This window comes from Cereibacter sediminicola, assembly GCF_007668225.1.
GTDB classification, from domain to species: Bacteria; Pseudomonadota; Alphaproteobacteria; order Rhodobacterales; family Rhodobacteraceae; genus Cereibacter_A; species Cereibacter_A azotoformans.
The window spans coordinates 24,609-46,161 of sequence record NZ_VDEK01000023.1; the positions used below are offsets into that span (position 1 = coordinate 24,609).

At 66.8% G+C, this 21,553-nt stretch carries 21 protein-coding genes and 1 pseudogene; 12 read left to right on the forward strand and 10 right to left on the reverse strand.

The window, feature by feature from the left end; genetic code table 11:
* Positions 1–117 precede the first annotated feature (117 nt).
* Together FG154_RS21730 and FG154_RS14380 are read right to left on the reverse strand one after the other, a co-directional pair.
* Positions 118–240, reverse strand: coding sequence for a hypothetical protein (locus tag FG154_RS21730; RefSeq protein WP_281282082.1), 123 nt, complete (start codon positions 238–240; stop codon positions 118–120).
* A gap of 273 nt (positions 241–513) precedes the next feature.
* Positions 514–780: an H-NS histone family protein gene (locus tag FG154_RS14380; protein ID WP_244908355.1), complete on the reverse strand. Its 267-nt coding sequence runs from the start codon at positions 778–780 to the stop codon at positions 514–516.
* A 520-nt stretch (positions 781–1,300) separates the two neighbouring features.
* Here FG154_RS14380 and FG154_RS14385 point away from each other — a divergent pair.
* From FG154_RS14385 to FG154_RS21465, 6 genes and pseudogenes are all read left to right on the forward strand, one after another.
* Positions 1,301–1,831: a methanogen output domain 1-containing protein gene (locus FG154_RS14385; protein WP_145109308.1), complete on the forward strand. Its 531-nt coding sequence runs from the start codon at positions 1,301–1,303 to the stop codon at positions 1,829–1,831.
* Positions 1,831–2,865, forward strand: coding sequence for a sensor histidine kinase (locus tag FG154_RS14390; RefSeq protein ID WP_145109311.1), 1,035 nt, complete (start codon positions 1,831–1,833; stop codon positions 2,863–2,865). The genes FG154_RS14385 and FG154_RS14390 overlap by 1 nt, the downstream gene beginning before the upstream one ends.
* Positions 2,862–3,323 (forward strand): response regulator, encoded by a 462-nt coding sequence (locus tag FG154_RS14395; RefSeq protein ID WP_145109314.1) that lies wholly within the window; start codon positions 2,862–2,864, stop codon positions 3,321–3,323. Before FG154_RS14390 ends, FG154_RS14395 begins: the two co-directional genes overlap by 4 nt.
* Positions 3,324–3,426: 103 nt before the next feature.
* The gene (locus FG154_RS21455) at positions 3,427–3,666 is read left to right on the forward strand and encodes an IS1096 element passenger TnpR family protein (protein WP_246100301.1); all 240 of its coding nucleotides are present in this window, start codon (positions 3,427–3,429) and stop codon (positions 3,664–3,666) included.
* A pseudogene (locus FG154_RS21735) lies at positions 3,633–3,922 on the forward strand (plasmid pRiA4b ORF-3 family protein). The gene FG154_RS21455 and the pseudogene FG154_RS21735 overlap by 34 nt, the downstream one beginning before the upstream one ends.
* A gap of 167 nt (positions 3,923–4,089) precedes the next feature.
* Positions 4,090–4,281 carry a hypothetical protein gene (locus FG154_RS21465; RefSeq protein WP_186312381.1) on the forward strand — a complete coding sequence of 64 codons (192 nt, stop codon included), beginning with the start codon at positions 4,090–4,092 and terminating at the stop codon, positions 4,279–4,281.
* 215 nt (positions 4,282–4,496) lie between these two features.
* On the opposite strand, the gene FG154_RS14410 is transcribed toward FG154_RS21465, so the two are convergent.
* Both FG154_RS14410 and FG154_RS14415 read right to left on the reverse strand, forming a co-directional pair.
* Positions 4,497–5,375 carry a hypothetical protein gene (locus FG154_RS14410; protein WP_145109319.1) on the reverse strand — a complete coding sequence of 293 codons (879 nt, stop codon included), beginning with the start codon at positions 5,373–5,375 and terminating at the stop codon, positions 4,497–4,499.
* Positions 5,376–6,493: 1,118 nt separating this feature from the next.
* On the reverse strand, positions 6,494–6,811 hold the full coding sequence (locus FG154_RS14415; RefSeq protein ID WP_246100305.1) for an H-NS histone family protein: 318 nt from the start codon (positions 6,809–6,811) through the stop codon (positions 6,494–6,496).
* 560 nt (positions 6,812–7,371) lie between these two features.
* On the opposite strand from FG154_RS14415, the gene FG154_RS14420 reads away from it, so the two are divergent.
* The gene (locus FG154_RS14420; RefSeq protein WP_145109322.1) at positions 7,372–7,722 is read left to right on the forward strand and encodes a hypothetical protein; all 351 of its coding nucleotides are present in this window, start codon (positions 7,372–7,374) and stop codon (positions 7,720–7,722) included.
* A 141-nt stretch (positions 7,723–7,863) separates the two neighbouring features.
* Here FG154_RS14420 and FG154_RS14425 read toward each other — a convergent pair whose 3' ends face one another.
* Both FG154_RS14425 and FG154_RS14430 read right to left on the reverse strand, forming a co-directional pair.
* Entirely contained in the window at positions 7,864–8,904 is a 1,041-nt protein-coding gene (locus tag FG154_RS14425; protein ID WP_420024551.1) for a lipocalin, read from the reverse strand.
* A 59-nt stretch (positions 8,905–8,963) separates the two neighbouring features.
* Positions 8,964–9,851, reverse strand: a complete 888-nt coding sequence (locus FG154_RS14430; RefSeq protein WP_244908353.1) for a viral aspartic protease — start codon at positions 9,849–9,851, stop codon at positions 8,964–8,966.
* 492 nt (positions 9,852–10,343) lie between these two features.
* Here FG154_RS14430 and FG154_RS14435 point away from each other — a divergent pair, with 492 nt between their 5' ends.
* Entirely contained in the window at positions 10,344–10,922 is a 579-nt protein-coding gene (locus tag FG154_RS14435) for a hypothetical protein (protein WP_108222313.1), read from the forward strand.
* A 149-nt stretch (positions 10,923–11,071) separates the two neighbouring features.
* Here FG154_RS14435 and FG154_RS14440 read toward each other — a convergent pair whose 3' ends face one another.
* Both FG154_RS14440 and FG154_RS14445 read right to left on the reverse strand, forming a co-directional pair.
* On the reverse strand, positions 11,072–12,043 hold the full coding sequence (locus tag FG154_RS14440; RefSeq protein ID WP_246100307.1) for a hypothetical protein: 972 nt from the start codon (positions 12,041–12,043) through the stop codon (positions 11,072–11,074).
* A 38-nt stretch (positions 12,044–12,081) separates the two neighbouring features.
* On the reverse strand, positions 12,082–12,507 hold the full coding sequence (locus tag FG154_RS14445) for a hypothetical protein (protein WP_145109328.1): 426 nt from the start codon (positions 12,505–12,507) through the stop codon (positions 12,082–12,084).
* A gap of 277 nt (positions 12,508–12,784) precedes the next feature.
* Here FG154_RS14445 and FG154_RS14450 point away from each other — a divergent pair, with 277 nt between their 5' ends.
* From FG154_RS14450 to FG154_RS14465, 4 genes are all read left to right on the forward strand, one after another.
* A complete protein-coding gene (locus FG154_RS14450; protein ID WP_108222310.1) occupies positions 12,785–13,198 on the forward strand; it encodes a helix-turn-helix domain-containing protein in 414 nt (137 codons plus the stop codon).
* Positions 13,199–14,575: 1,377 nt separating this feature from the next.
* Positions 14,576–15,385 (forward strand): hypothetical protein, encoded by an 810-nt coding sequence (locus tag FG154_RS14455; protein ID WP_145109331.1) that lies wholly within the window; start codon positions 14,576–14,578, stop codon positions 15,383–15,385.
* 1 nt (position 15,386) lies between these two features.
* Positions 15,387–15,770: a hypothetical protein gene (locus FG154_RS14460; protein ID WP_244908352.1), complete on the forward strand. Its 384-nt coding sequence runs from the start codon at positions 15,387–15,389 to the stop codon at positions 15,768–15,770.
* 1,223 nt (positions 15,771–16,993) lie between these two features.
* Positions 16,994–17,251 (forward strand): type II toxin-antitoxin system prevent-host-death family antitoxin, encoded by a 258-nt coding sequence (locus FG154_RS14465; protein ID WP_145109334.1) that lies wholly within the window; start codon positions 16,994–16,996, stop codon positions 17,249–17,251.
* Between the two features lie 45 nt (positions 17,252–17,296).
* Here FG154_RS14465 and FG154_RS14470 read toward each other — a convergent pair whose 3' ends face one another.
* Both FG154_RS14470 and FG154_RS14475 read right to left on the reverse strand, forming a co-directional pair.
* Positions 17,297–17,578: a hypothetical protein gene (locus tag FG154_RS14470; RefSeq protein ID WP_145109336.1), complete on the reverse strand. Its 282-nt coding sequence runs from the start codon at positions 17,576–17,578 to the stop codon at positions 17,297–17,299.
* Between the two features lie 667 nt (positions 17,579–18,245).
* Positions 18,246–21,152, reverse strand: coding sequence for a hypothetical protein (locus tag FG154_RS14475; RefSeq protein WP_246100309.1), 2,907 nt, complete (start codon positions 21,150–21,152; stop codon positions 18,246–18,248).
* Positions 21,153–21,553: the final 401 nt, after the last annotated feature.

The window sequence follows — 21,553 nt, forward strand, 5'->3', positions numbered from 1 at the left end:
GATCGGGAGGTCCGGCCGGCGGCCGGGCCTCTGCGGCGCCGGGCCTCGTCGTCGAGCAGTCCCGCCCGCGAGATCGGGAGGTTCGGCCACCACCGGCCGCACCCCCGAGGCGCCGCCTCACATGCCATGCACGGGCTGCGGCAGAAGCCCCAGCGCCCCGCCCGCCATCCAGCGGTGCGCCCACCCGCAGCAGGGCAGCGAGGTGGTCGGCGTACCGTCCGGGGCGGCGGAAAGATCCATGAGCGTCACTCCCTGTTGATGCGTTTCTGAAGATGGCCGGCGGTCACGAGGGTGGACAGGCACCCTCATCGAGCAGAAGCCGCACGCCGCGGAGATGTCTTTCCCGCGGCCGGCATTACCGGGCCGGGAGGGGCGGCAGTCCTCTCCGGCCCGATAATACCGGGTTTGCCTGGATCGGGAGTCTTTTCGGGCCGGAACAGGATCTGTCCCAGTCCCGGTCGGATCAGATCCTGAGATCGTCAGGGGGCTTGCCGGTGGCAATTGCCGTCAGGATCACTGCAGCTTCCGGCCCCGTCCGGACCGGGTGCCCGCGGGACCGAGAGGATTGGCATAACTGGCAGGAGCGGCCGAACGCTTGCGGGCGGGCGCGCCGTCCACCAATTCCGCAAGGGTGAATCCCATCTGGCGCGCCCTGCTCGCGAGTTCTTCCAGGGCCTGCCTCCTGCGGCGGTCCTCGTGAGTGGCAATGGCCTTTGCGATCCGTGCCTGCAGGCTTTTGAGCTCCTTCAGCGACAGATCATTCAGCTCTATGGCGGACAATTTTCCAGGCTCCCTGACTCGAACGGATTACCAATGCGTAATGGGCGTCCTGCGGCATGACAATTCTGGTTCTGGCCGGATTGCAGGAAATCTCCCGGGGGAGCCTGCAGGCATTCCACCCGGAATTGCGGGCGGCAAACGTGAACCACAGGAAGGCCCGTGCAACATGACTTGTCCGGAAAATCAGTCCGGCGGAATTATCCGGACTGGTCTGATGTCCGGAAACGGGCTTTGCCCGGGCCAAAGGAAGATCCTGTGCATCGGGGCCGGGATCGCCGAACACGACGCCAGGAAGAGCATTCCGCCCGAACGGATCTGGAAGGACCTCGGCCTCGCATGAGGCCCATTTCCGTTCACGAGGTTCATGGCCTCACCCTTTTCGACCGCCGGGAAGAACGGGCCGTCGCGGGAGAAAACAGCACCCGTTCCCCGGGCGGCCGCCAGCGCGCTGGCAAGTTCCTTCGGCCCGTATCATAGTGGGGCTCGGGTTGAGGCACGGAGCAGAGTCGAAGGGGTTCCCATGGACGCAGGGGCGGGCAAAGTCGGCGATCTGGTCGTCCCGCTGGACGCTGACGTCTTCCTGCGATCGCTGCTTCGGGAACTGGCCGGGACGCTGGAAAAGGTCGTCGGTCTCGACGAGGCCTCGGGCTACATCAGTATCGTCGGCGGCATCATGGGCGAGCATATGAACGGCGCCTACCGCCGCGCGCTGCAGGTCGAGACGCTGACCCGGGAGCAGATCGGCGAGGTGCTGGTGGATCTCAAGCGGCGCATCGAGGGCGACTTCCACATCATCGAGGAGCGCGAGGACCGGATCGTGTTCGGCAACCGGCGATGCCCTTTCCGCGAGCACGTGCTGGGACGACCGTCGCTCTGCATGATGACCTCCAACGTCTTCGGCTCGATTGCCGCCGAGAACCTCGGCTACGCACGGGTCGACATCGAGCAGTCGATCGCGGCAGGCGATGCCGGCTGCCGCGTGGCGGTCTATCTGACCCCGAAGGAGATGCCCGAACCCAACGCACGCGAGTATTTCCGGCGGGAGGAATGATGGCGGCAGGGGTCGAGCAGTCGCTTCTGGATTTTTTCCAGGAGCCGGTCTTCCTTCTGACGCCGCAGGGCCGGATCATGCGTGTCAACGCGGCCGGCGTCCGGCTGGTCGGCGGCGACCCCACCGGGGAGCATCTGGGGTCCCGTCTCGAGACGGGACCCGACGAGCTTCGGGCCTGGCTGCGGTGCTGTTCGGGAACGTCGAGTCCCGTGGCAGGCCAATGGCTGTTTCGTCAGCCGGACGGCGCGGCCCGGCGCCTGCGGGTGCAGGGCGCGCGGTTGCGCGAGGCGGATGGGCAGGTCCTGATTGCGGCGCGCTGCACGGTGCCGGAGGCCGACCGCTTCTCGCTGCTGAAGAAGGAGGTTGCGCAGCTGAACGCCGAGGCGCATGCGCGCCGCCAGCGCCAGGCGCTTCTGGAGGAGGCGCTGCACCGCAACACGATCCTGCTGCGCGAGCTCAACCATCGGGTGAAGAACAATATCCAGCTCATGGTCGGGCTCTTCTCGGCCGCCATCCGCGAGACCGGATCCCGCGAGGTGAGGGACGTGCTTCAGGCCGTCAACCAGCGCCTCCTGGCCGTCAGCGCGGCTCAGTCGCTGATGTACGAGACGCAGCAGATGGCGACGGTCTCATCCGCCGCCTTCCTGCAGGCTCTGGCGCACACGGTCTCGGCGTCATTCGGCCCGGAGGTGCGGCTTGATGTTTCGGCGACCGAAGGACAGCTGAGCAGTGACGCAACCTTCCCGCTGGCGCTGATCCTGAACGAGCTGGTGACGAACGCGGTCAAGCACGGGCTTTGCGGGCGGGAAGGTGTGGTGCGCATCGCGCTGGAACGGCAGGGCAAGGAGTTCGCGCTGATCGTGCAGGATGACGGCCCCGGCATCGCCACGACCAAGGCGGAGCGCCGCTCCTCGGGGCTCGGCCTCGTGAAGGGACTGTGTCGCCAACTGGGGGCCGAACTGAAGGTGGAAAACCGGAACGGGACGCGCATCACCGTGAGATTTACCGACAGCAGCGAGGGGGCCTGTGGATGACCCTTCAGAGCTTCGCCCCACCGTCGGGCCCCGGGGACGCCGACAAGCCGGCGGCATCGGAAGAGGTCGTCGCCGGGCCGACGTCGCGCGCGCGCATTCTCGTGGTCGAGGATGAGTGGCTGGTGGCTTGCGACATCGAGGCGGCGCTTGAAGCCGACGGGCTGGACGTCGTGGGCATCGCCTCCAGCGCGGACGAGGCGGTCCGCATGGCCGAGGTTCACGGGCCTGATCTGGTGTTGATGGACATCCGGATCCGAGGCCGCCGCGACGGTATCGACGCAGCCCTCGAGATCAGCCGTCGCCTTGGTCTGCGGTGTCTCTTCGTGTCCGCCAATCACGACCCCGGCACGCGGGAGCGCGCACAGGCCGCCCACCCGCTGGGATGGGTGCCGAAGCCCTTCTCGGCATCGCAACTCGTTTCAGCGGTCGGGAACGCGCTGCAAAGCCTTCGATCCTGAGGAGCCTCCCCTTTTCGGAGCGGTGCCGTTCCCCGCCAACCACCGAGGCGCGCGCCGACGACGGGTTGGGTGCCGCCGCGCCCTGGTGCTGCGCCGCTTCGACGTGCCGCTGAAGATCCGGCTCAACCGCCTGCACGAGGTGATCCAGGCCGCCGTGGGCTGGAGCGACACGCACCTCTACGAGTTCCGCGCCGGAGGCGCCGGCTGGGGCGTCGTCGATCCCGACGGCTTCCACGACGGCCCGCTGCCCTCCAGCAAGCCAGCCTGCTCGACGTCATCGAGGATGTCGGCACGAAGACGATCCACTACATCTACGACTTCGGCGACAACTGGCACCATGTGATCAGGGTCGAGAAGATCGGCGATGCCATCCCCGCGCCGACTACCCGCGCCTTGTCCGTGCCATCGGCGCCTGTCCTCCCGAGGATGTGGGGGGTGCCCCCGGCTATGCGGAGTTCCTCGTGGCCCGCGCCGATCCGAACCATGAGGCTCACGCCGAGATGATGGACCTCCATGGCGGCACGTTCGACCCGGACGACGCCGGCATCGACCGTATCCTCGACAGCTTCGAGCGCCTCGCAAAGAAAATGGGCCTCTAAGCCCCGGAAGCCGAAGACCACCAGCAGGTCGCTCTGAGCTACCGCCCGGGCCGCGGCCTTCGCCGAAGGCTTACGCTGAGTCGAGGTATCGGACAGGTCCCTGATCGGCATGAGTTTCCTTCGTCGAAGGCATGCGCGGCGCCCGGGAGGGCAGAGCCGAGGCGGCGATGGGCCTGCCGCTGCTCGAGATCTACAGCCCGATCCGCGAGGTCTGGTCGGGCGAGATCATTGCCATTGCCGAGTTCTACGAGATCGACCGGCAGCTCGCCCACGACCTCGCCGCCTCGCGCTGTTCGACCTGGCTGGAGGTCGACCGCAGATACAGGCTGCCGTTTCCGGCCATCCGGAGAATGCCGTGACAGGGCGGCTTGCTGCAGGACCGTCTGCACCGGTCATGTAACGCGGCAGCGGCTCCCGGATGGCGGTGCGATGCGGCCCCTGACCCCTCCGCCACCCGGACGCGACAAGGTGGTCGATGCCTTCGGTCACATCCGGTCGGCGGCGCGTGGAACTGGAACAGGCCGGGAGCTTGTGTTTCCGGCCCGCTGCGGATGTCATCGAGGCGCCTGATCTGTCAGCCGGCTCTGGCCATTTCTGCGCGGCCGCGTTTGCGCTTCATGTCCGAGATCCAGATCTGCTGTTTCAGGCAGTCCGGAAACCACTCGACCAGTTGCGGCACGGAGACGACACGGTGCTCCCGGAGGATCTCCAGGCCTCTTTCGATGATCCGATCCACCGGTCCGCTGAAACCGCCCTTGCCGGAGAACCAGTGCTGCTCGATGTGACGCACCCGACGATCCGGGTTGTCTCTTTCGGGAGCGGATCCTTCCTGGATGCGCCACAGCGGGCAGTAGTCCCGGGAGAAGAGCACCTTGGCCCCATCCGCGTCCACCCAGTAGCCGTAGGGCACCCAGAACTGCAGGGGAACGAAGAGCCGCCTCGCGGGGTGCGGGAGCATTTCCCGGGAGACGCAGTTCAGGATGCCATGATCCGTCACGGCATGGGAAAGGCCGTTCGGTCCCGCCCCCCGATCCAGCATCATGGCCCGGACCATTCCCTGTCGGGGAGCCGCGATCTTGCAGGGGATGCCCAGGGAAGGGGATTGGGCCGCGGCGAATTCCCGTTCGAACAGCCGTTCACGAACAGAGAGGGCTTCTGCGGGGTCCGAGACCGGTCCGAAGAAGCGCGTGCGGAACAAGGCGTGGCACAGGTCTCCGATCCTGAGGCCCAGCTCCTGGTGGAGGTGATCGATGATGGCTGCCTTGCCAGCCGCATCGGGGATGGTGGAGGTCACGCCCTTGCCCTGCACTGCCTGCATGTGATGCAGGTCGCGGTGTCCGGAGGCGCGGGCCAAGGCATGCTGACACGCACTCAGTTTTGGCGCATCGGGCAGCTTGGCGATGGTCTGGGCGGTACGTTTGAAAACGTTCTGGTCGGCGGTATGGATTGCCATGGAGACAGGCCTTCAACTTGTGCCGTATTGGGTGTCCACTGCGCCGACGGCTATTCATCGAAGGGCTATGATTGGCAAAGATACGGTCTTTGCAAGCGTGCCATGAGGCTTTCCCATTGTGGACGGAACGGATCGCTTGAGCCGGTGGATTCAAGATAAGGCACATGCCCGCGCCACGCAAGTGGAGATACCGATCCTTGTCCTCGGCACGCGAACCCGCAGTGCCGGCCTTGCATCAGCGAGCGTTTTACCAGGCCTGGATCTTTTCCTGTCATGAAGCCAGCGGGCTGCAATCTGACAAGGGGTCTTCACCAGGGGAAGACCGCGCGCCTCTTCTGCAGGCCGCGATGGCCGTATCTTTCGGGAAATGGCGCGACGCCGGTCTGTATCATTCATCGTCCGCGATGAGATGAAATACCCCCGGGTCAGGCGGATCATACCTCCGGATGGCGTCATGCCCGAACAGACGCCCGCTCCGGGTTTCCGGGAAATGCACCGTCCGGACAATCGGCCCGGTGCGCGCTTGTGCCGCATGAGGAAAACAATTCGGGCAATCCGCAGCCAGCGGAGTTTCCCACCTTCGGCGTTTTCCGCATTGCCGCTACATGCCTGCCGTGTACATTGCCGGATCCGGCGTCCCGCCGCGGTACGTTTCCGCTCCACGGCTCGAAGGGCGGGGACGGGGAAACATCCAGAGCCATCACCTGATTGCAGATTTCCCGCTCTTGGCGCGGCGGCGTCCCGGCCATCCGGGTCGGCCGCGCATCCGACGTTCTCCACCCGGAACTCCGCGCTCCACAGCCGTGGAGTGGTCCCGCCGCCTCGCGGCCATTCGAGCCGGATCTCGCGGGGCATGGGCTTTTTTCGGATTTTTCCGCCCTTGCAGAAGGTCGCTCGCCGGCAGGCGGCGTGAAGCGTTCGGGGATGGCGGAAAGCGCCCCTGGCCGCGCCACGAGGCCGGTTTTTTCCGGCTCCGGTTCGGGAAGCGCGAGTGCCGGTGCCATTACCGGGCCGGATGAGCCGGGGAGGCCAATCCGGCCCGGTAATGCCGGGCCCGGGTCGCGATGCGGCCTTACCGGGCCCGGAGGTCGATGTCTCCTGACCTCTGTCGGGCAGGATCAGATCTTCAGCTCGTCTGCCGACTGTCCGCGGGCGAGCGCTTCCTCGAACCAACGGGGTCTCCGGCCGCGCCCGGACCAGGTGTCGCCGGAATTGGCGGGATTGGCATATTTGGGCGGGGCATTCGATCGCTTGCGCAAGACCGGCGCACCCACGAGTTCCGCGAGGGTGAAGCCGAGCGCACGCGCCGTTTCCTCGAGTTCTTCCCGCGCCTCTCTCTTCCGGCGATCCTCATAGGTTGCAATGGCCCGATCGAGCTGCGTGCGCAAGGCCTTGAGCTCTTTCAGCGACAGTTTCTCAAGATCAAGTTCGGCCAATGGCTGCTCCTGTTGCGAGGTTTCCTTTTCCGTAATCTCCATACTCCGGCATGGCAAATTGTCTTTTAGGGAGACGGTGTCGTCTCTCGGTCAGGGACGAGACGGGAGAGTACCCGGACTTTTCCGTGGTTTCGCCGAAAGAGCACATGGAACGGGTTCGGGGGGAAAGGAGCATCTTGCGGATTTTTCCCCTCGGGATCCCATGGCGGAACAGGATGGCACGATCCGGGAATCCGCTCCACGGTCAGGGCCTTGCCCCCTAAAAAATTCCCATTGGAGAAAATCCGGAAAGATGGCGAACGTCCGGATCGGCCGGATCTTCCCGTGCAGGCGAGGACCATTCCCGAGCGTTTCCGTCGCGCTCCCTGCCTGGCCCGGGGTGACCTCTCAGGGCGGGCGGCCGCAAGAGCCGGTGGCGGCCGGACATTCCGTTCGGCCGTCGTATATTCGACGGCCACATCGAATGAACTGGGCCCCTGTCCTTGAGCGTGCTGGACCAGAACCGCAGGGCGGCTCAGGATAGGCTCGCACCACTTGGCCGACACTGCAGGGGATCCCGCATGAAACTGATCGCGATAATGACAGCCGCCCTTCTGGTGGCGGATGCGGCCGCTGCCGCCTGTGTCGGCTCGGAAGCCTTCCAGTCCTGTTGGGATGATGCCGGCAACAGCTATACGGTCAGCCGCTACGGGAATACGACCCAGCTCGAGGGCCGCAATGCCCGCACAGGATCGCACTGGAGCCAGGAGAGCCAGACCATCGGCAATACGACCTATCACCAAGGGCGCTCTGCCGATGGCGGAAACTGGAACATGATGCAGCAGTCGATCGGTGGATCGACCTTCTACAGCGGCCGCGACAGCGACGGAAACGCGTTCAGCGGGTCCTGCGGCCCGTTCGGCTGCGACTGAACCCGGCGCCCATGGCGGTGCCGGGGCCTTCTTTCCCTTCGCGCATCGGCAACACCGGGAAGGTGCGGCTGCGGCGGGTCATCCCGTCGCCTGGCAGCGTTCGGGGCGGTCATCCGGCTCCTTCCGGAGGATAACGGCACCCTAGCGGATAGGGAGGCGCCAGGAGAGATCGAGGCCGACCTGCCGGTTGTCGAAGAGGTCGACACTCGATCGGGTGCGCACATATTGCACCGAGAGGTCCAGGGCGGGCGTGATCTGACGGAAGAGGGCCACGCCGGTGCTCACATCGCTCTGGGCGAGGCCGAACACCTGTCCGCCGCTGGCGCGGGATTGCCAGAGCGAGAGCCCGGTCACGGCGCCGGCCATGCGCCAGCGCAGGTCGGCGAAGGCATCGACCCGCTCAGCGGTGCGGCCCTCCACGGCTTGCCCGAGGCCGATGCCGAAGCGGGTGGCGAGGCCGGACCAGACCGAATGCAGCTCGAGCCCCGCCCGTGGCTGACGGTACTCTGGCTGCCGGCGCTGGGTGAGGTCGAGGCGGATTTCGTGATAGCTGTTCGGAACGGCAAGGAGCCGGGCGAACTGAAGCGAGGTCTCGCGCTGCTCGTACTGGCTGAGGCTGCGATCGCTCTCGCTCTGGCGCAGGCAGAGGTCGAGAAAGCTCCAGCCCCGCAGGTGGTTGCGGCTGCATAACTGAAGCCGCCGGTCCCGCCGCTCGTAGCCGCTTTGCCATGCGCGCGAGATGGCGCCGTCCGCCTCGGCCTGCAGGAACCGCCCGAGCCCCCAGGCGAGACGCGCCTCGCTCTCGAAGAGGAGCCCGGCGGTGGCGCCGGATCTGGCGACATAGGTGGGATCGATCTCGAGCCAGCCCCCGCCGAGCGCGATGCGCGAGCCAGCCAGCCCGCCGTTCAGATTCGGCGACCAGCCCAGGGTCGGACTGAGCGATGCTTCCGCCGTCACCCAGTCGATCCCGCCCTCGTGGTAGAACCCCTGGACGAGCATGTCCGCCTTCAGCGACAAGGTGCGCGCCATCGGGCTGGCCCCCTCGGCCAGCGCCCGGCCATGGGCGAGGATCCTCAGGCGCTCGGAGACAACAAGATCGCCGCTGCGCCCGAGCTCGTAGCTCTGGCTGCGCGCACCGTCCGGCAGGACCACCACCGCCACCGTCACTGCCAGCGCCAGCAGTCCCGCTCCATGCAGCCGGAACGGCCAGGTCCGTCCGGCCGCTCTCCCCGCCCGGTCCATCAGCGGTAGTTGAGCTGGCTGCCCCAGAAGATCCCGTCCGAGCTTAGCCGCGCGCCGTCGGCGGTGAAGACGCCCGAGGTCGTCATCTGCTCGTTCTGCCGGGTGAGGCTGGCCTCGTCGCCGCTGATGCTGCCGCGCAGATGGCCCTGGGCTGTCAGTATCTCGCCTCCCACCCGGGCGGTCTGGGTGATCTCGCCGCCGAAGGTTCCCGTCAGGATGTCGAAGGTCAGCTTGTCGGCCCGGATTTCCGTCTCGATCCGGGATGTCTCGTTGAGGCCGGTGCGCAGGTGGATTGCCGCGGTGCCGGCATCGAAATCGATGGTCAGGGCTTCGAGATCGCCCACGCCGGTCTGGACCTCTCCCCCGTCGACGCGGGCATAGACCCGGAAGCTGCCGGTGCCGCGGAAATGGTACTTGCCGCTGCCGATCGGGTTGCCGGCGCTGTCGACATTGTCGAAGGGCGCCTGGTCGGCGGTGAGCCGCAACACCTTCACGACCTTTTCGTGGCCCTCGGCGTCCTTGTCGATCCGGGCGATGACCTCGACGAAGACTGAATTGGCGTAGGCGTTCTCCGCGCGCTCGATCAGGTTGCGATAGCCCGCCGGCGTGGCCGGGTTGGAATCGTCGAACTGGCCGAGCGCGTCGTACTCCGCCTGGGTCGCGGCATTGTTGATGCGGACGCGGCTGTGTCCATTGTGATTGGTCACGTAATGTTCGATGCCTTCGGTCACCACCTCGCGGCCGGTGAACTTCGGATCGACGTTCTTTCCGCTGCTCCCGCAGGCAGTCAGGCCGCAGCAGATCAGGGCCCAGGCGACGGGACGCAGCCGGTCCGACCACAGGCGGACCGCCGCATCCGGCGCCCGTGTCAACATCATGAGAACCATTCCCTCCCGCTCCCGAAGGTCCTGCTGGTGAATCCGTTCATGCCCCGTCCGAAAGGAGGATGAGCACGTACGAATTGGTAATTTACCGGCGCGATCCCGACCATGTGCGCCTCTGTCTCAGGGCTTGCCTGATGTCCTGGATCTGGGGGCCTCGGGCGGCGGCAATGCCAGAGGCGAGATCGGCTTTGCAGGCCAGGTTTCAGCCCGTTTCGTCACCGCTCTGGATCCGCCAACTCCGAGCGTATCGGACAAGTCTACGGGGCCTCCATGGCATGAAACGCCGGCGCGATTGCCGCGCCGGCCACCTGCCATGTGGAACCGAGGCGCCCTTTAGTGGCGCATGTTGCGCTGCCAAGGGGCGAACATCGGTGAGCCGAAACGTCTTTCGCAGAAGCCCGCAATTCGGGGTGCCCGGAAATTGCACCTGGCCGAACGAGGCTCCATTCCCCAACGGGGTTCGAAGCGCCAGGCTTGCGCGCAGGGAGGCTCGGCATGGACGACGGACGCACCGCAAGATCCGCCCCACCCAATGCACCGGAAGCGTCCGCAGCCGGGTCTCAGGGCACATCCATCGCCTTTGCCAATGCGGAATGGCGCGCCATTCGCGAGCAGATCAATATCCTGCTGCAAGCCATATGGCGGTTCGAGTCGCTGGTTCTGGGGGGCTACGCGGCTTTCTATGCCTGGATCCTGAGCGGGAAGCTTCCAGGGGAAGCATCCGTATCCCTGCTGGTACTGGTTGCGCTCCTGTTCTCCCTCCTGGTGCTGCATCGCATCAAGATCGAATATTCGATACTCATGACTCTCGCCTCGTATAGCCGGCTGCTGGAGGACTACATTTACGCTTCCTCGTCGGCCAGACCTCCCGGCTGGGAGAAATACCTCAGCGAGGACAGCAACGATCCTGACCGCAGATCCATGAGGGCCGTGTTCCGGCGCTACAGGAATACCGGGATGGCGGCGGGACTGCTGGTGGCCTTCAATGCGGTTGCCCTGCTGGTGCTGGAACTGGATTACCTTCTCGAACTCAGATCCCGGTTCGAGGCCTTTCATGGGGCGGGACCGTTCTGAAGGCCTCTGGTGCATGGACCGGGCTACCTCCGATACCGGGTGGTTCGGTGGGCTCCGCGCGGGCGGTCTTCCGGATCCCTCGGCAGGAGTGCGGGCCGCCGTTGGAGGGCGCACTCCATCTGCCTTGTCAGCCGACCTGTCGGGCCGCGTCAGGATGGGAGCTTGGCGAGGACTGCTTGCGGGGGACGGGACGCCTTGCGCGGCCGGTGCCGCGGAACGGGGAGGACGTCGTCGGAGACTGTGCAGCCGATGTCCCTGAGAAGATCCCGGAGCTGTCGAACATCCGCCAGGCAAGGCCGCTTGCGCCCTGCCATGATGATCACGTCGCGGTTGGACAGAGGGGAAAGGTGCCCCGCAACCTTGTCGCAGCGGAGCCTGCCCGTGGTTGCGATGCGCTTCGGGAACGCGCGTTCCGCCGCCGCGAGGCTGGTTTCGTCGAGGCAGAAGACGACGGGCTGGCCGGGGGCTGTGAGAAGCCGGTCGAGCGCGTAGAGCCTCTCCTGTTTCGGGGGCATGCGGTACCAGGCAAGCTCGCCGTCCTTGAGCCGGTGGCAGGTCCAGTCGAACAGCAGCGTGATGCCGAGGAAGCTGTGATAGGCGGCGGCGACGAAGCGAATGTTCTTTCCGTCGCGGTAGGCCCAGAGGTCGGACGGAAACCCGTATTCCTGCAGATGGAAGAGGGTCCGGGGCGCGCGGGAGGGGACCTTGTCCAGCTGAACCGATCCGGCCGGCGGGTCGTCGGCATCCTCGCTCCCGAGACGGAGTGTGACGCGGCCCTGCTGTTCCTGATGCTCGCGAAGGGCGGCACCGAGCTCGTTGCACGCTGGCAGATGCGTCAGGAGGCTGGCAGGCGGCTCGGCAGGGCGGAGCGGATGGGCCGGTGCAGGACGGACGGCCCCGTCCTGCGGGTGCCAGAATCGGTCGAGGTCCTGCAGCCGGGTGCGGAGATGTGGGGGTGTAGCCGGCGCGGCCGGTCCTGGCCGCCCGGAAGTACGGTCAAGGGGAGACATGTTCGTTCCTTGGTGAGAGTTGCGCCACTCGGGCGCAACGGGGGTGATGAATGCCTTGAGAGGGTTCGGGCATCCCGGAAACGCCGACGCCGGGTGCAGGGGCCGAGCCATGGCGGAAACCCGACGGCGGTGGCTGGAGAGGCTCCCTGTCAGGCCGCGAGCTCGGCCGGGGCGGGCGTCCGTGCGCTGATCCGGAGCTTGCGCAGCTTCGCCTCGACGGCGGCTTCGATCTGCGAGGCCTCGATGAGGATCTCCATGCGCTCAGGGCCGCCCGGGTAGATCCGCTGCAGAGTGACGTCGGTGAGATACCAGCCGGACGTGAGACGCTCGAGGGCGATGCGCGTTCCATCGAGGCTGTAGCCGTAGGACTTGCCCGGTCCGGCGAGGTTCGCCTGGGCGGTGGCTCCTGCGCGACAGGACTTCTGGAGGCCGAGGTCCTCGAGTTTCCGCTCGGCCCTTTCGGCGGCCGAGATCACATCCTCGGCCTGATGGATGCAACGGGTCTTCTTGCCGGCCACGGCCGAAATGGCCTTCTCGATGGCTGCTGCATGTGACTGACTGATCTTGATCCGCATGAGGCCCCTCATGATAAACGACAATTATGCGGCATACTATAAGACAAGCTTGAGGCTTCCGTCAACCGGGGACCTGCGAGCCTCCCGTCAACTAACTGATTTAATCGAAAAACGATGAAACCCGGAAAGCTCGCCCTGTCGGCCGCACCCTGCGCGCCTCGACGCAATCCGCAAGTTGCGCGCATTAGTGTCGTGATTATACCTGATTGACGCAGGAACATGCAGGACATACCAACGACATACCTGCAACTGCTGAACGCGCAGAGGACGGAAGAGGATGATGGACGAGGAGGAGACACTGCCCGAATGGGCACGGCGCCTGCAGGAGCTGACGGAGCAGAGCGGCCTGTCCCAGGCCGAACTGGCGCGTCGGGCCGGCATAAGCCGGGATACCTATAACCGGTACTGTCGCGGCCTCACACGGCCGCCGCGCCAGAAGGTTCTGGCCCTGGCCAGCCTGTTCGGGATCGAGGACCGGGAGATAGACCCGGTCCAGGTGAGACTGGAAGCGCTGCGCAGGGAGACCGGCAAAGCCGAAGCGGCCCGCAGGGACCATCCCGCCCCGCCCTACCTCCTGTCCCCGCCCGTTTCAGGGGATCCCGGGATGATGCATCTGCGCCTCGATGCGGACATTCGGATCGAGACGGCGCTGCGCATCGTGGAGTTGCTCAACAGGGAGAGCTCCTCCTGACAGGCCTGTGCCGGCACAGCCTGCCGCGAAAGCCAGCCGCATCCCCTTGACGGGATCCCGCAGGATTTCGGCCGGCCAGGCGTCCACATCGACGGCCAGAGCTTGCGCAGGATGATCTCCGCCGGCAGAGGCCGGTCACAGGATCGGAACGCGGCCATGATCATGCAAGGCATCATCCCGTGCGCCCTCGACACCGCGGTCGGTGCGAACGCGACCAGCACGCTACGCCACACCGTTGCAATCGCGGCCCCGGGAACCGTCGGCAAGACGCCGATCAAGATCGGACAGGGCTTCCCCCATGAAGTGACGCGCGACCCATCCCGCTCCAATTTCCCTGTCGAGAGGGTGCGGGCCTGCGTTCGAAGCGGGCTTCTGACCGTCGTCCACGGGCCAACGAGCCCGGGCACGATCCCGCCGCAGTATTACCATCACGAATGTCTCTGCGTTCTCTCTTTGCACTTGCGCATGGCCCGGGTGACAATCCTGTCCCTCCGCGGAAGCCATGTCGGATTGACGTCCTTCCGCAGCCGCAAGCTCCGATGGCCTCCGGATTCGGGGGCGCGCGGGCCGCGGAATGCCGGCGCGAGAGGAATTCCCTTAAAAGCCCGTCCCGAAAAAATGACGCAGGATATCTGGCACAGGCTGATGCTATGTTCCCGAAAGCCGCCGATTCCGTCCCCTAAGCGGCTCGGACGGTCAGGCCGCGGGTGACTGCCACCACTGCCCGCGGCCGCCACTTCTCAGCCCGTTAGATCATGGCGCGCCCAATTGAGCGGCAGTGCCCGGCCATCGGGACAGGATCCGACGCCATCGGCGGCTTTACCTGGCCGCGGATCAGGCTGCCCTGTGAGGCGGTGAGCGATTTTTCCCGCCCTGCCGCGACGACGAGGCATTGCGCATTGCCGTGGCATTGAGGCCACGTTCTTTCGCTGTAACTTAAGATCGCCTGCCCGCATTTCACTCCCCTTCCGAAGGGGTTCTTGATTTCGGAAGCGCTTTGGAACAGGTGCAATGCGGCAGGATTCATCCCCGACCCTGAGGTTTCCCCGCAGCATGCCGCCAAAGGTTCTATATCACGACACCGCCGTTATCTTTCGACCGGGTGGAATTCGACAGGTGAACCGTGTTCAATTGCAGGGAGTGCAATTGGACATCGAAACGGGATTACCCGACTTGACCGACCTTGCGGCATTCCATCCGATCAACGCCCGGAGCGGGACCGGGGGCACATCCGCCCCCGGCTGCAGAGGATGGGTCGGTCGCGGCCCAGGTACGGGATGGATGCAGCCCCGATCGGGGCCGACAAGAGAGCCCGGGCCGACGGCAGACCCGCTCGCCTCCCCGCGCATGACCCCCTCAACCCCCAGGAGTGACACGGTGGCAGAAACAGTATCAGTCGGAGGTCTGCGAGGATGGGCGCTGGTCGCAGCCTCGGCTCTCCTGCCCTCAACCGCCCTCGCCCAGGGCGCCGCCCAGCAGGACCTCCTGGGGCTCCTTCAGGCCCTTGACGCCGCCTCGCGCCCGTCGGCGAACGTGACCATGCAGGGCATCGGCTCGGGCACCGTCGCCCCGGGCGGGACCATTTTCGGGTCCATCTCCGGGACGGACAAGCGCGTGGACACGGGCGGGGACGATGTCGATGGCTCGCTCAGCTTCGGCGCGGGCTTCGGCGATGCCGCCACCGGGATCGGCATGCAGGCCAGCCTGAACGTCACCTCGGTGGAGGACCGCGACTTCGGCGACTCGGGCTTCCTGTCGCTCAAGTTCGGCCGCAGGATCGGCGATCCGGACCTCAATCTCCATGCGGCCATCGGGTTCGACAATGTCGCAACCTGGGGAGACGCTTCGGACAATTCTGTCGAAACCACCGTGGCGCTCACGAAGTTCGGCCGTCTCGGCGGCAGCTGGGGCAAGCCCTACATGGTGACGCTGGGCGTGGGATCGCATGCGCGTGACGATGATCCCGGCCTCATCGCGGGCTTCGGCCTCGGGCTGACCGAGCATCTTGGCGCCAGCATTTCCTACAGCGGCGACTATGCCAACATCGGCCTGGGCGTGAAGGTCCCGGGCGTGAAGGGGGTCTCGGTGTCGCTGACCTGCAACGATGTCTTTGACGAGGAGGACAGCCGGCGCGCCACGCTGTCGCTGTCCTTCGCGCTCAGGAATGCCTTCGGGCTGGGAGGATGACATGCTGAAACGGACCGCAGCCGCGCTTCTTCTCACCCTCCCTCCCCTGGCCGGCTGGGCCGGCCAGACGGTGGTGACCGCCCCTCCCGAGCCGCTTCCGGAGGTCTTCGCCCCCTCGCCCGTGCAGATCGAGACCATCTCGGCCCTCGTGAGCACCCCCCAGCTCGCCGCCGCCCTGGCCTCTGCCGAACCGGGAAGCCAGGAGGCCATCACGGCAGTGGCGGCCATTCTCGAGGATTATGCGGCCCGGGTGGAAGCGGCGGGGGGCCTGCCCCCGATGACCGCCGAGGAGCGGGCGGCGGCGCTGACACTGTTGGGGCGCATCGCGGCGGTGACGGGACCGACCGCGGGCCTCAACGCCCTCATCAGCAGGCTCTCGCCCTGAAGGACCGGGCGGGCGCCTGAAGCCTGGAGGCGGCGACGGTCGGTGGACTGTCGGATCGTCGGGATGCCCGCAGGTCCCCGGGCCGCATGAGGCAGGCCTGCCGCGCGCGCCGCCACGACAGGCACCTGTCTGCGGTTTCCCGGGCCGCCGCTCTTGCCGCTCGCACCTTACGGAAAACGGGTCCACCCATCCCGAAGGCTCGGCCGCCTGCCCCCCCGCCCCGGGCCGGGGGATCCAGGCGGCCGGAGGGCGCGCGGCAGCCCCCGCTCGAAGGAGCGCGAGCTTCGGGGCGGCCCTGCCGTCGCATCGGCTGGAGAGGCGTGGGAGGCAAGCCGCGCGGGCTCCCGGACAAGCGGACCGCGCTCTTGCAACGCTTGCGGATCTGGATCCCGGGAATGCCATCCCCGCGGGCCGCAGCCCGCGCAACCGGGAGGTCGGAGCCGTCATCCCCCACGCATTCCCCGGACCGTATGCCCCCCGCCCGCACCTTCCTCACGAGGCCGAGCCCTGGAGGGATGCGGGTAGACCCTGCCGGTGACGGAGATTGCCGCTGGCGGAACAGGCAGGATCGCGTTCCGGTGCGTCGCCGCCATCTCCGTGGCTTGACAGGCGCCCCCGGACGGTCATCGCCCGGCTCCCCACGCTGGATGATGTCGGCCCTCATGAAGGGCCCCGCGTCGTCGGGCCGGAAGGTTCCGGCTTTTCAGGGTACGAGGATTGACGGATCGGCCGGGGCTTTGCCGCTTGCGTGATCTGGCTGGGGTGCGCGAGAGAAGACGGAAATCCGAAGAGTTGCCTCTCCTAATTCGCAACCCCTCAAGGGGTACGAGGACCAACTTCTTCTCTCGCGCGGTCTCCGCCTATCCGGCGGTGGACGGGATGAATGTAGCGCCAGGGCCTCGCTGCGTTAAGACATTTCTGAGACATGTCTATAAGGAGGGGGTGAGCCCATCCTTCCGTCATCCCTCCAGTCCTTCCGTCATCCCTCCAGCACCTCGGGCGACCAGACCGGATCCGGGTGCCTGTTTGCCCGGGCGCAGAAGCTCCCCGCGCAGCCCTGCGCCAGGCGGATGCCTTCGGGCCTGTCCGGCCCCGACCTTCACACCACCGCAAGACTAATCTCCAGATAGCCCTTTGCCATGTGCTGACGGAGGAACAGGCGTTTCGGCTGGAGGTCTGACGCAAATTACGTAATTTGCGATCATGCGAAAGGAACGGTGCTCATGCCTCCCGTCAGACTCCTGAAAGATTTCCCGAAAACCGCCCTCTCCCGCAGGGTGGGGGACGTTCTGGCCGCCGCGGCCGCCGGCCCGGTCAGTCTCACCGACCATGGCAAACCCCGCTTCGTGCTCATGACGGTTGCGCAGTTCGAGCACCTCTGCGGTCTCTCCGACAGCGGTACCGGAGGACGGATCGGAGACATGTCTCTGGAGGAGGAAGCGCTCCTCCTCGACGAACTCGAGGATGTGCGGGAGATATGAGCCGGAACGGGATCTGTTTCCGGGTTCGTCCCTGCCTGCCCCGGGCTAGCGGGGCGGTTCGGCGAGGGCGGGTGGCAGCCGGTGGCGGATGACGGCCGCCTGCGCCTCCTCCGCCCGCCGGCCGTCGCGACGGAACTCGACGATCGCCTCGACCTCCTCGATGGTGAGAGGGTCCCCAAGCGCCTGCAGCAGGCCAAGTGCCAGGGCGCGGTCGTAGGGCGTGACCCCCGCCAGCAGGGAGATCAGCCGCGCCCGATCCGTATGGGGCTGCAACAGGGCCAGAACCGCGTCGCGGGCCTCCCTGGGGACCCAGACGGAGAGCTGCATGAGATCGACCGCCGCAGGGCCTCGCGGCGGCCCCGCGTATAGACCTTCCACTGTTCCTTCTGGCGCTCGGGGGCGAGAGGCATGCCTGTCCTTTCCATCGCGCAGCAGGTCTGCCGAGGCCCAACCACCGGGTCGACAAGACCTGTTCGAGACCTGCCTACGAAGTTCCCGGCGGTTCCGCAACGGTGGGACCGAGAACGGGCGGCCTCGGGGGGGGCACCGTTATCTTTCCGCCGACTTTTGAACTTTTCGTGCCGGCCATGCGGTGCGTCCCGTAGAGCCAGACATCATCGGCAGGTGGGAGCGAGTTTCATGAACACGTCGCTTCGGTGACATTCGGGGTAAGACGGTGGGGCTGTAGAGAGCGCCCGAGACGCCGGTCGGGAAGACCATGGCCCGGGCACGGGGCAGCAAGATTGTGCTTCCATCTTCGTAGGCGGCGGGCAACCCAGTGGTGTTCGGCGTCAGGCCATGCCGACACGGGGCCACGCATCCCGAGCCTCCAAACCGGAGAGCCTCGGAACCGCGCGCGTTCTTTCGCGGCGGGCCTGGATGCGGGCAAGGCTCATCCGCAGTCTCGGCTCGGTTCTCGCCCCGGCCTCCGGCAGCCCCGGCTCCCGCATTTCCTTCCCCCGGCACGATGCGGCCGGTCCGGGGGAAGGGGAGATCACGCGGCCCGGCCGCGCGTCTCCTGCTCGAGGGCGTCGTGGAGCGTTCTTTCGGCGAAACGCCGGCTCGTGCCCCGGGCGAGGGAGCAGGCGAGGATCGGGAGGGGCTGCTGACGATCGAGGGCGAGGGCGCGGAAACGCTCGCCCTGCCAGGTGAACTCGAGTCCGAAAATGTCCACGGGCAAGGGTTGCACCTCCGAGGCAGCGGGCGGGGCCTCCTCCGGAGGCGCCGCCGGCGGAATCCACTCCGCCACGACGAAGGTCAGCGCCTTGCCGCCGCGGCGGGCGCGCAGCACGAGATCGCCACAGGGCCGGTCGCAGTACTGGCTCAGGTAGCGTCCGATGCTCTTCGAGGAGAGCCGTTCGGAGCGCTGGGTGAGGCCGGCGAGAAGGTCGGCAAGATGGCCGGCATGGCCGGCCTCCATCCCCTCGTAAAGATCCCGTGCCGAGAAGGGGAGGGCACCGAAACGCTCCTGAAGGGCGCAGAGAAGGTCGTGGAGATGAATCGCATCGTCGGTCTCATGCAGCGCGCGCATTGTTCCGGGCACCGGGTCGGCGAACCAGCCGTTCGAGAGCGCCTCGGCATGGCGCACGGCGGTGCGCACGAGCCGGTCCCAGGCGGTGAAGGAGGCGAAGCGGAAGGGCGGCGCCGGGAGGTCCGCCGCCAGGGAAGCCCGCACGAAGGCCAGGGCCGCGCAGACGATGTCCTTGTGCATCTTGAGCGCGAGTTCCTTCGGGCAGAACGCGAAGCGCCTTTCGCCGGGCTGCTCGACCCGGGCATCGATGCGCCAGCGCAGCGCCCGGCGCTGCAGTTCGCCGTCAAGCGCGATGTTGGTGCCGGTCGCGCCGACGAGGATCCGGGTGGGAAGACCGTCCCGCAGGATGTTGGCACCGAGCAGCCGGTCCGACCAGGCCTCGGAGGTCAGGAAGGCGCTCAGGGGCGCCGAGGACAGGGTGCCGGTGCAGTTGTCGAAGATGAGGCTTCCCTCGGATCCCAGCGCGGCGCTGGTCAGGAGCTTGCGCATTTCGGAGGGATCGTTCTCCGGCATCGGTGCGCTGACGCTGACCGCCCGCCCGGCCCCGATGCTGGCCACCGTCTCGATCGAGCTGGTCTTGCCCGTTCCCATGACCGGGGCATCGCCCACGAACATCGGCGCGGTCTGCAGGACTGCTCGCAGGATCGCCGTCAGGATCCCGGCGAGGAGGGCGCCGCGCGAGGCGGCATCGACGAGGGGGAAGTCCCGAAACGGGGTCCAGATGACGTCGAGAGCCGCCCGGGCCTCCTCATCGGAGAGGCTGTCGGGGATCGCCGGCCAGTCCTCGACCTCGAAATCGAGATAGAGCCCCTCCGCGGCATGATAGCCTGGCCGGTCGAGGAGCTTGCCCTCGGCGTTCAGGATGGGGCGGTTGAGGACGGCGGTCAGCGGATTGAGCCTGCGCTGCGCGCCGAGGCTCAGGATCTGCCGCAGCAGGCGCACCGGCGGATCGATCGGCTTCAGATGACCCTTGGCGTCGGGCCTCAGGAAGCGCAGATCGCCGAGCATGAGCTCGAGCATATGTTCGTCGATGACCTGCAGCTGGCCTGCATGGACGGTGACGAGGACGCCGCCGCAGTCGAAGAAGCGGCCGTCGGCCCGCATGCAGGCCAGGACGGCCTCGGTCGCCTTCCGCATCTGGCCGGGATGGACCTCGATGATCTGGAGGGCCGCTTCGAGCCGGTAAGTCGCCCCGCCATGCGCCATCGAATGCAGGACCGGCGTACGGCCATCGAGAAACAGGCATCCCACGGCGGCCTGGCCATTGTAGTCGGGCTCGACCGGATCGAGGGTGATCGCGCGGTGATAGCCGATGCGATCGGCGAGGACCGCCGCGACCGGGACCGGCGAGAACTTCGGTTCGCCGGAGCGCTTCACGAAGAGGACGAGTTCGGGGCCGAGGATGTGCTTCTCGACCGCCCGGATCAGTGCCTCCTCCTCCTCACGGGCGGCGGGATCCGCCCCGAGCTTGCGCAGCAGGGCCGGGCGCTCCGTTGCAAGCCAGGTCTCGCGCGCCTCCTCCGCGGCCTGCCGGGCCTGGGCGCGGGCATGCTCCTGCGCCGCCTTGACCAGTTCCTCCGTGGCCGCATCGGGGTCGGGCAGCGTCGCCCGGCTGTCCCAGGCGTCCGCACCTTCCGGATTGACCAGCACCGGATCGCCGCGGCGCTGCTCGAGCCCTGGCCCGCAGATGGCCCCTGCCGCGAAGACGATCCGGTTCGGCTGCCAGACCGAGGTGTCGACGGGGCAGCGCAGGAGCCGGTTGCCGTTTCGCGCCACACGGACATGACCATGGCCCGCGAGCCAGAGCCGGAAGGCGAGGATCATCCCCACCCGCGGGATGTCGCGGGCATCGAGCAGCGGAATGTGGAGATGGAGGCCGCGGGATCCGGTCAGGTCTTCCCCCGTATCGGTGCGGCAGATGTGCGAGGAGGAGGAGGGGAGCGCGATGATCTTCACGCCCCGGAGTTCGGGCACCGCCTCGTAGAGCAGCTCGAGCAGCTCCTCGCGCGTGAGGCAGCGGCCATCGGGCAGCCCGTCGTGGTCGATGAACAGGAAGCCCCCGGCAGCCGCGTAGTGGAAGCCCTCGGTGGTGCGGGCGATGGAGCCCGGGCGGCCCTGCGTGAGCATCATCTTCCGGGTGACGATCTGCGTGGCGCTCTCGTCGCAGGGCACGCCGAGGACGAGGGATTGCGCCGTAGTCAGCCCCGAGAGGATCGGGATCAGATCTTCGGGACGCTCGAGCGTGATCGTCTCGATGCGGCCCCGGATCAGGGCGGCGCAGGTGGTCTTCCTGAGCTCGTTCTCCTCGCGCTCGAACCGTTTTGCCTGTTCGGTCGGCTGGGTCGCCGTCAGTTTCGTCAGTTGGAACATCCTGTCCTCGGTGGTTGCGATTGGCCACCGGAAGCTCGCCGGGATCGGGAGACGCTTCGCCTCCGCCAGTGGCGGAACAGAAAGGCTTGATTTGTGAAAGAAGATGTGCATGGGGCGGGCGCCGCTTTGCCGATCTGGCGGTTTGAAAAAGCTCGGATGTTTCGGACGGGTTTCGGAAACAGGACAGGAAGAGGAAGAAGCAAACCGGCAGAGCGCCTGCGGGGGTGCCGGGAGAGAACGGCGCCGCACGCCGGGCGGCTGCGGGCCCTGACCCTTGCAGACCCCGCCTCGACCGTTTGCCGATCTGGCGGTTTGAAATCGGCTCCGATGTTTCGGACGGGTTTCGGAAACAGAACAGGAAGAGGAAGAAGCAAACCGGCAGAGCGCCAGCGGGGGCGCCG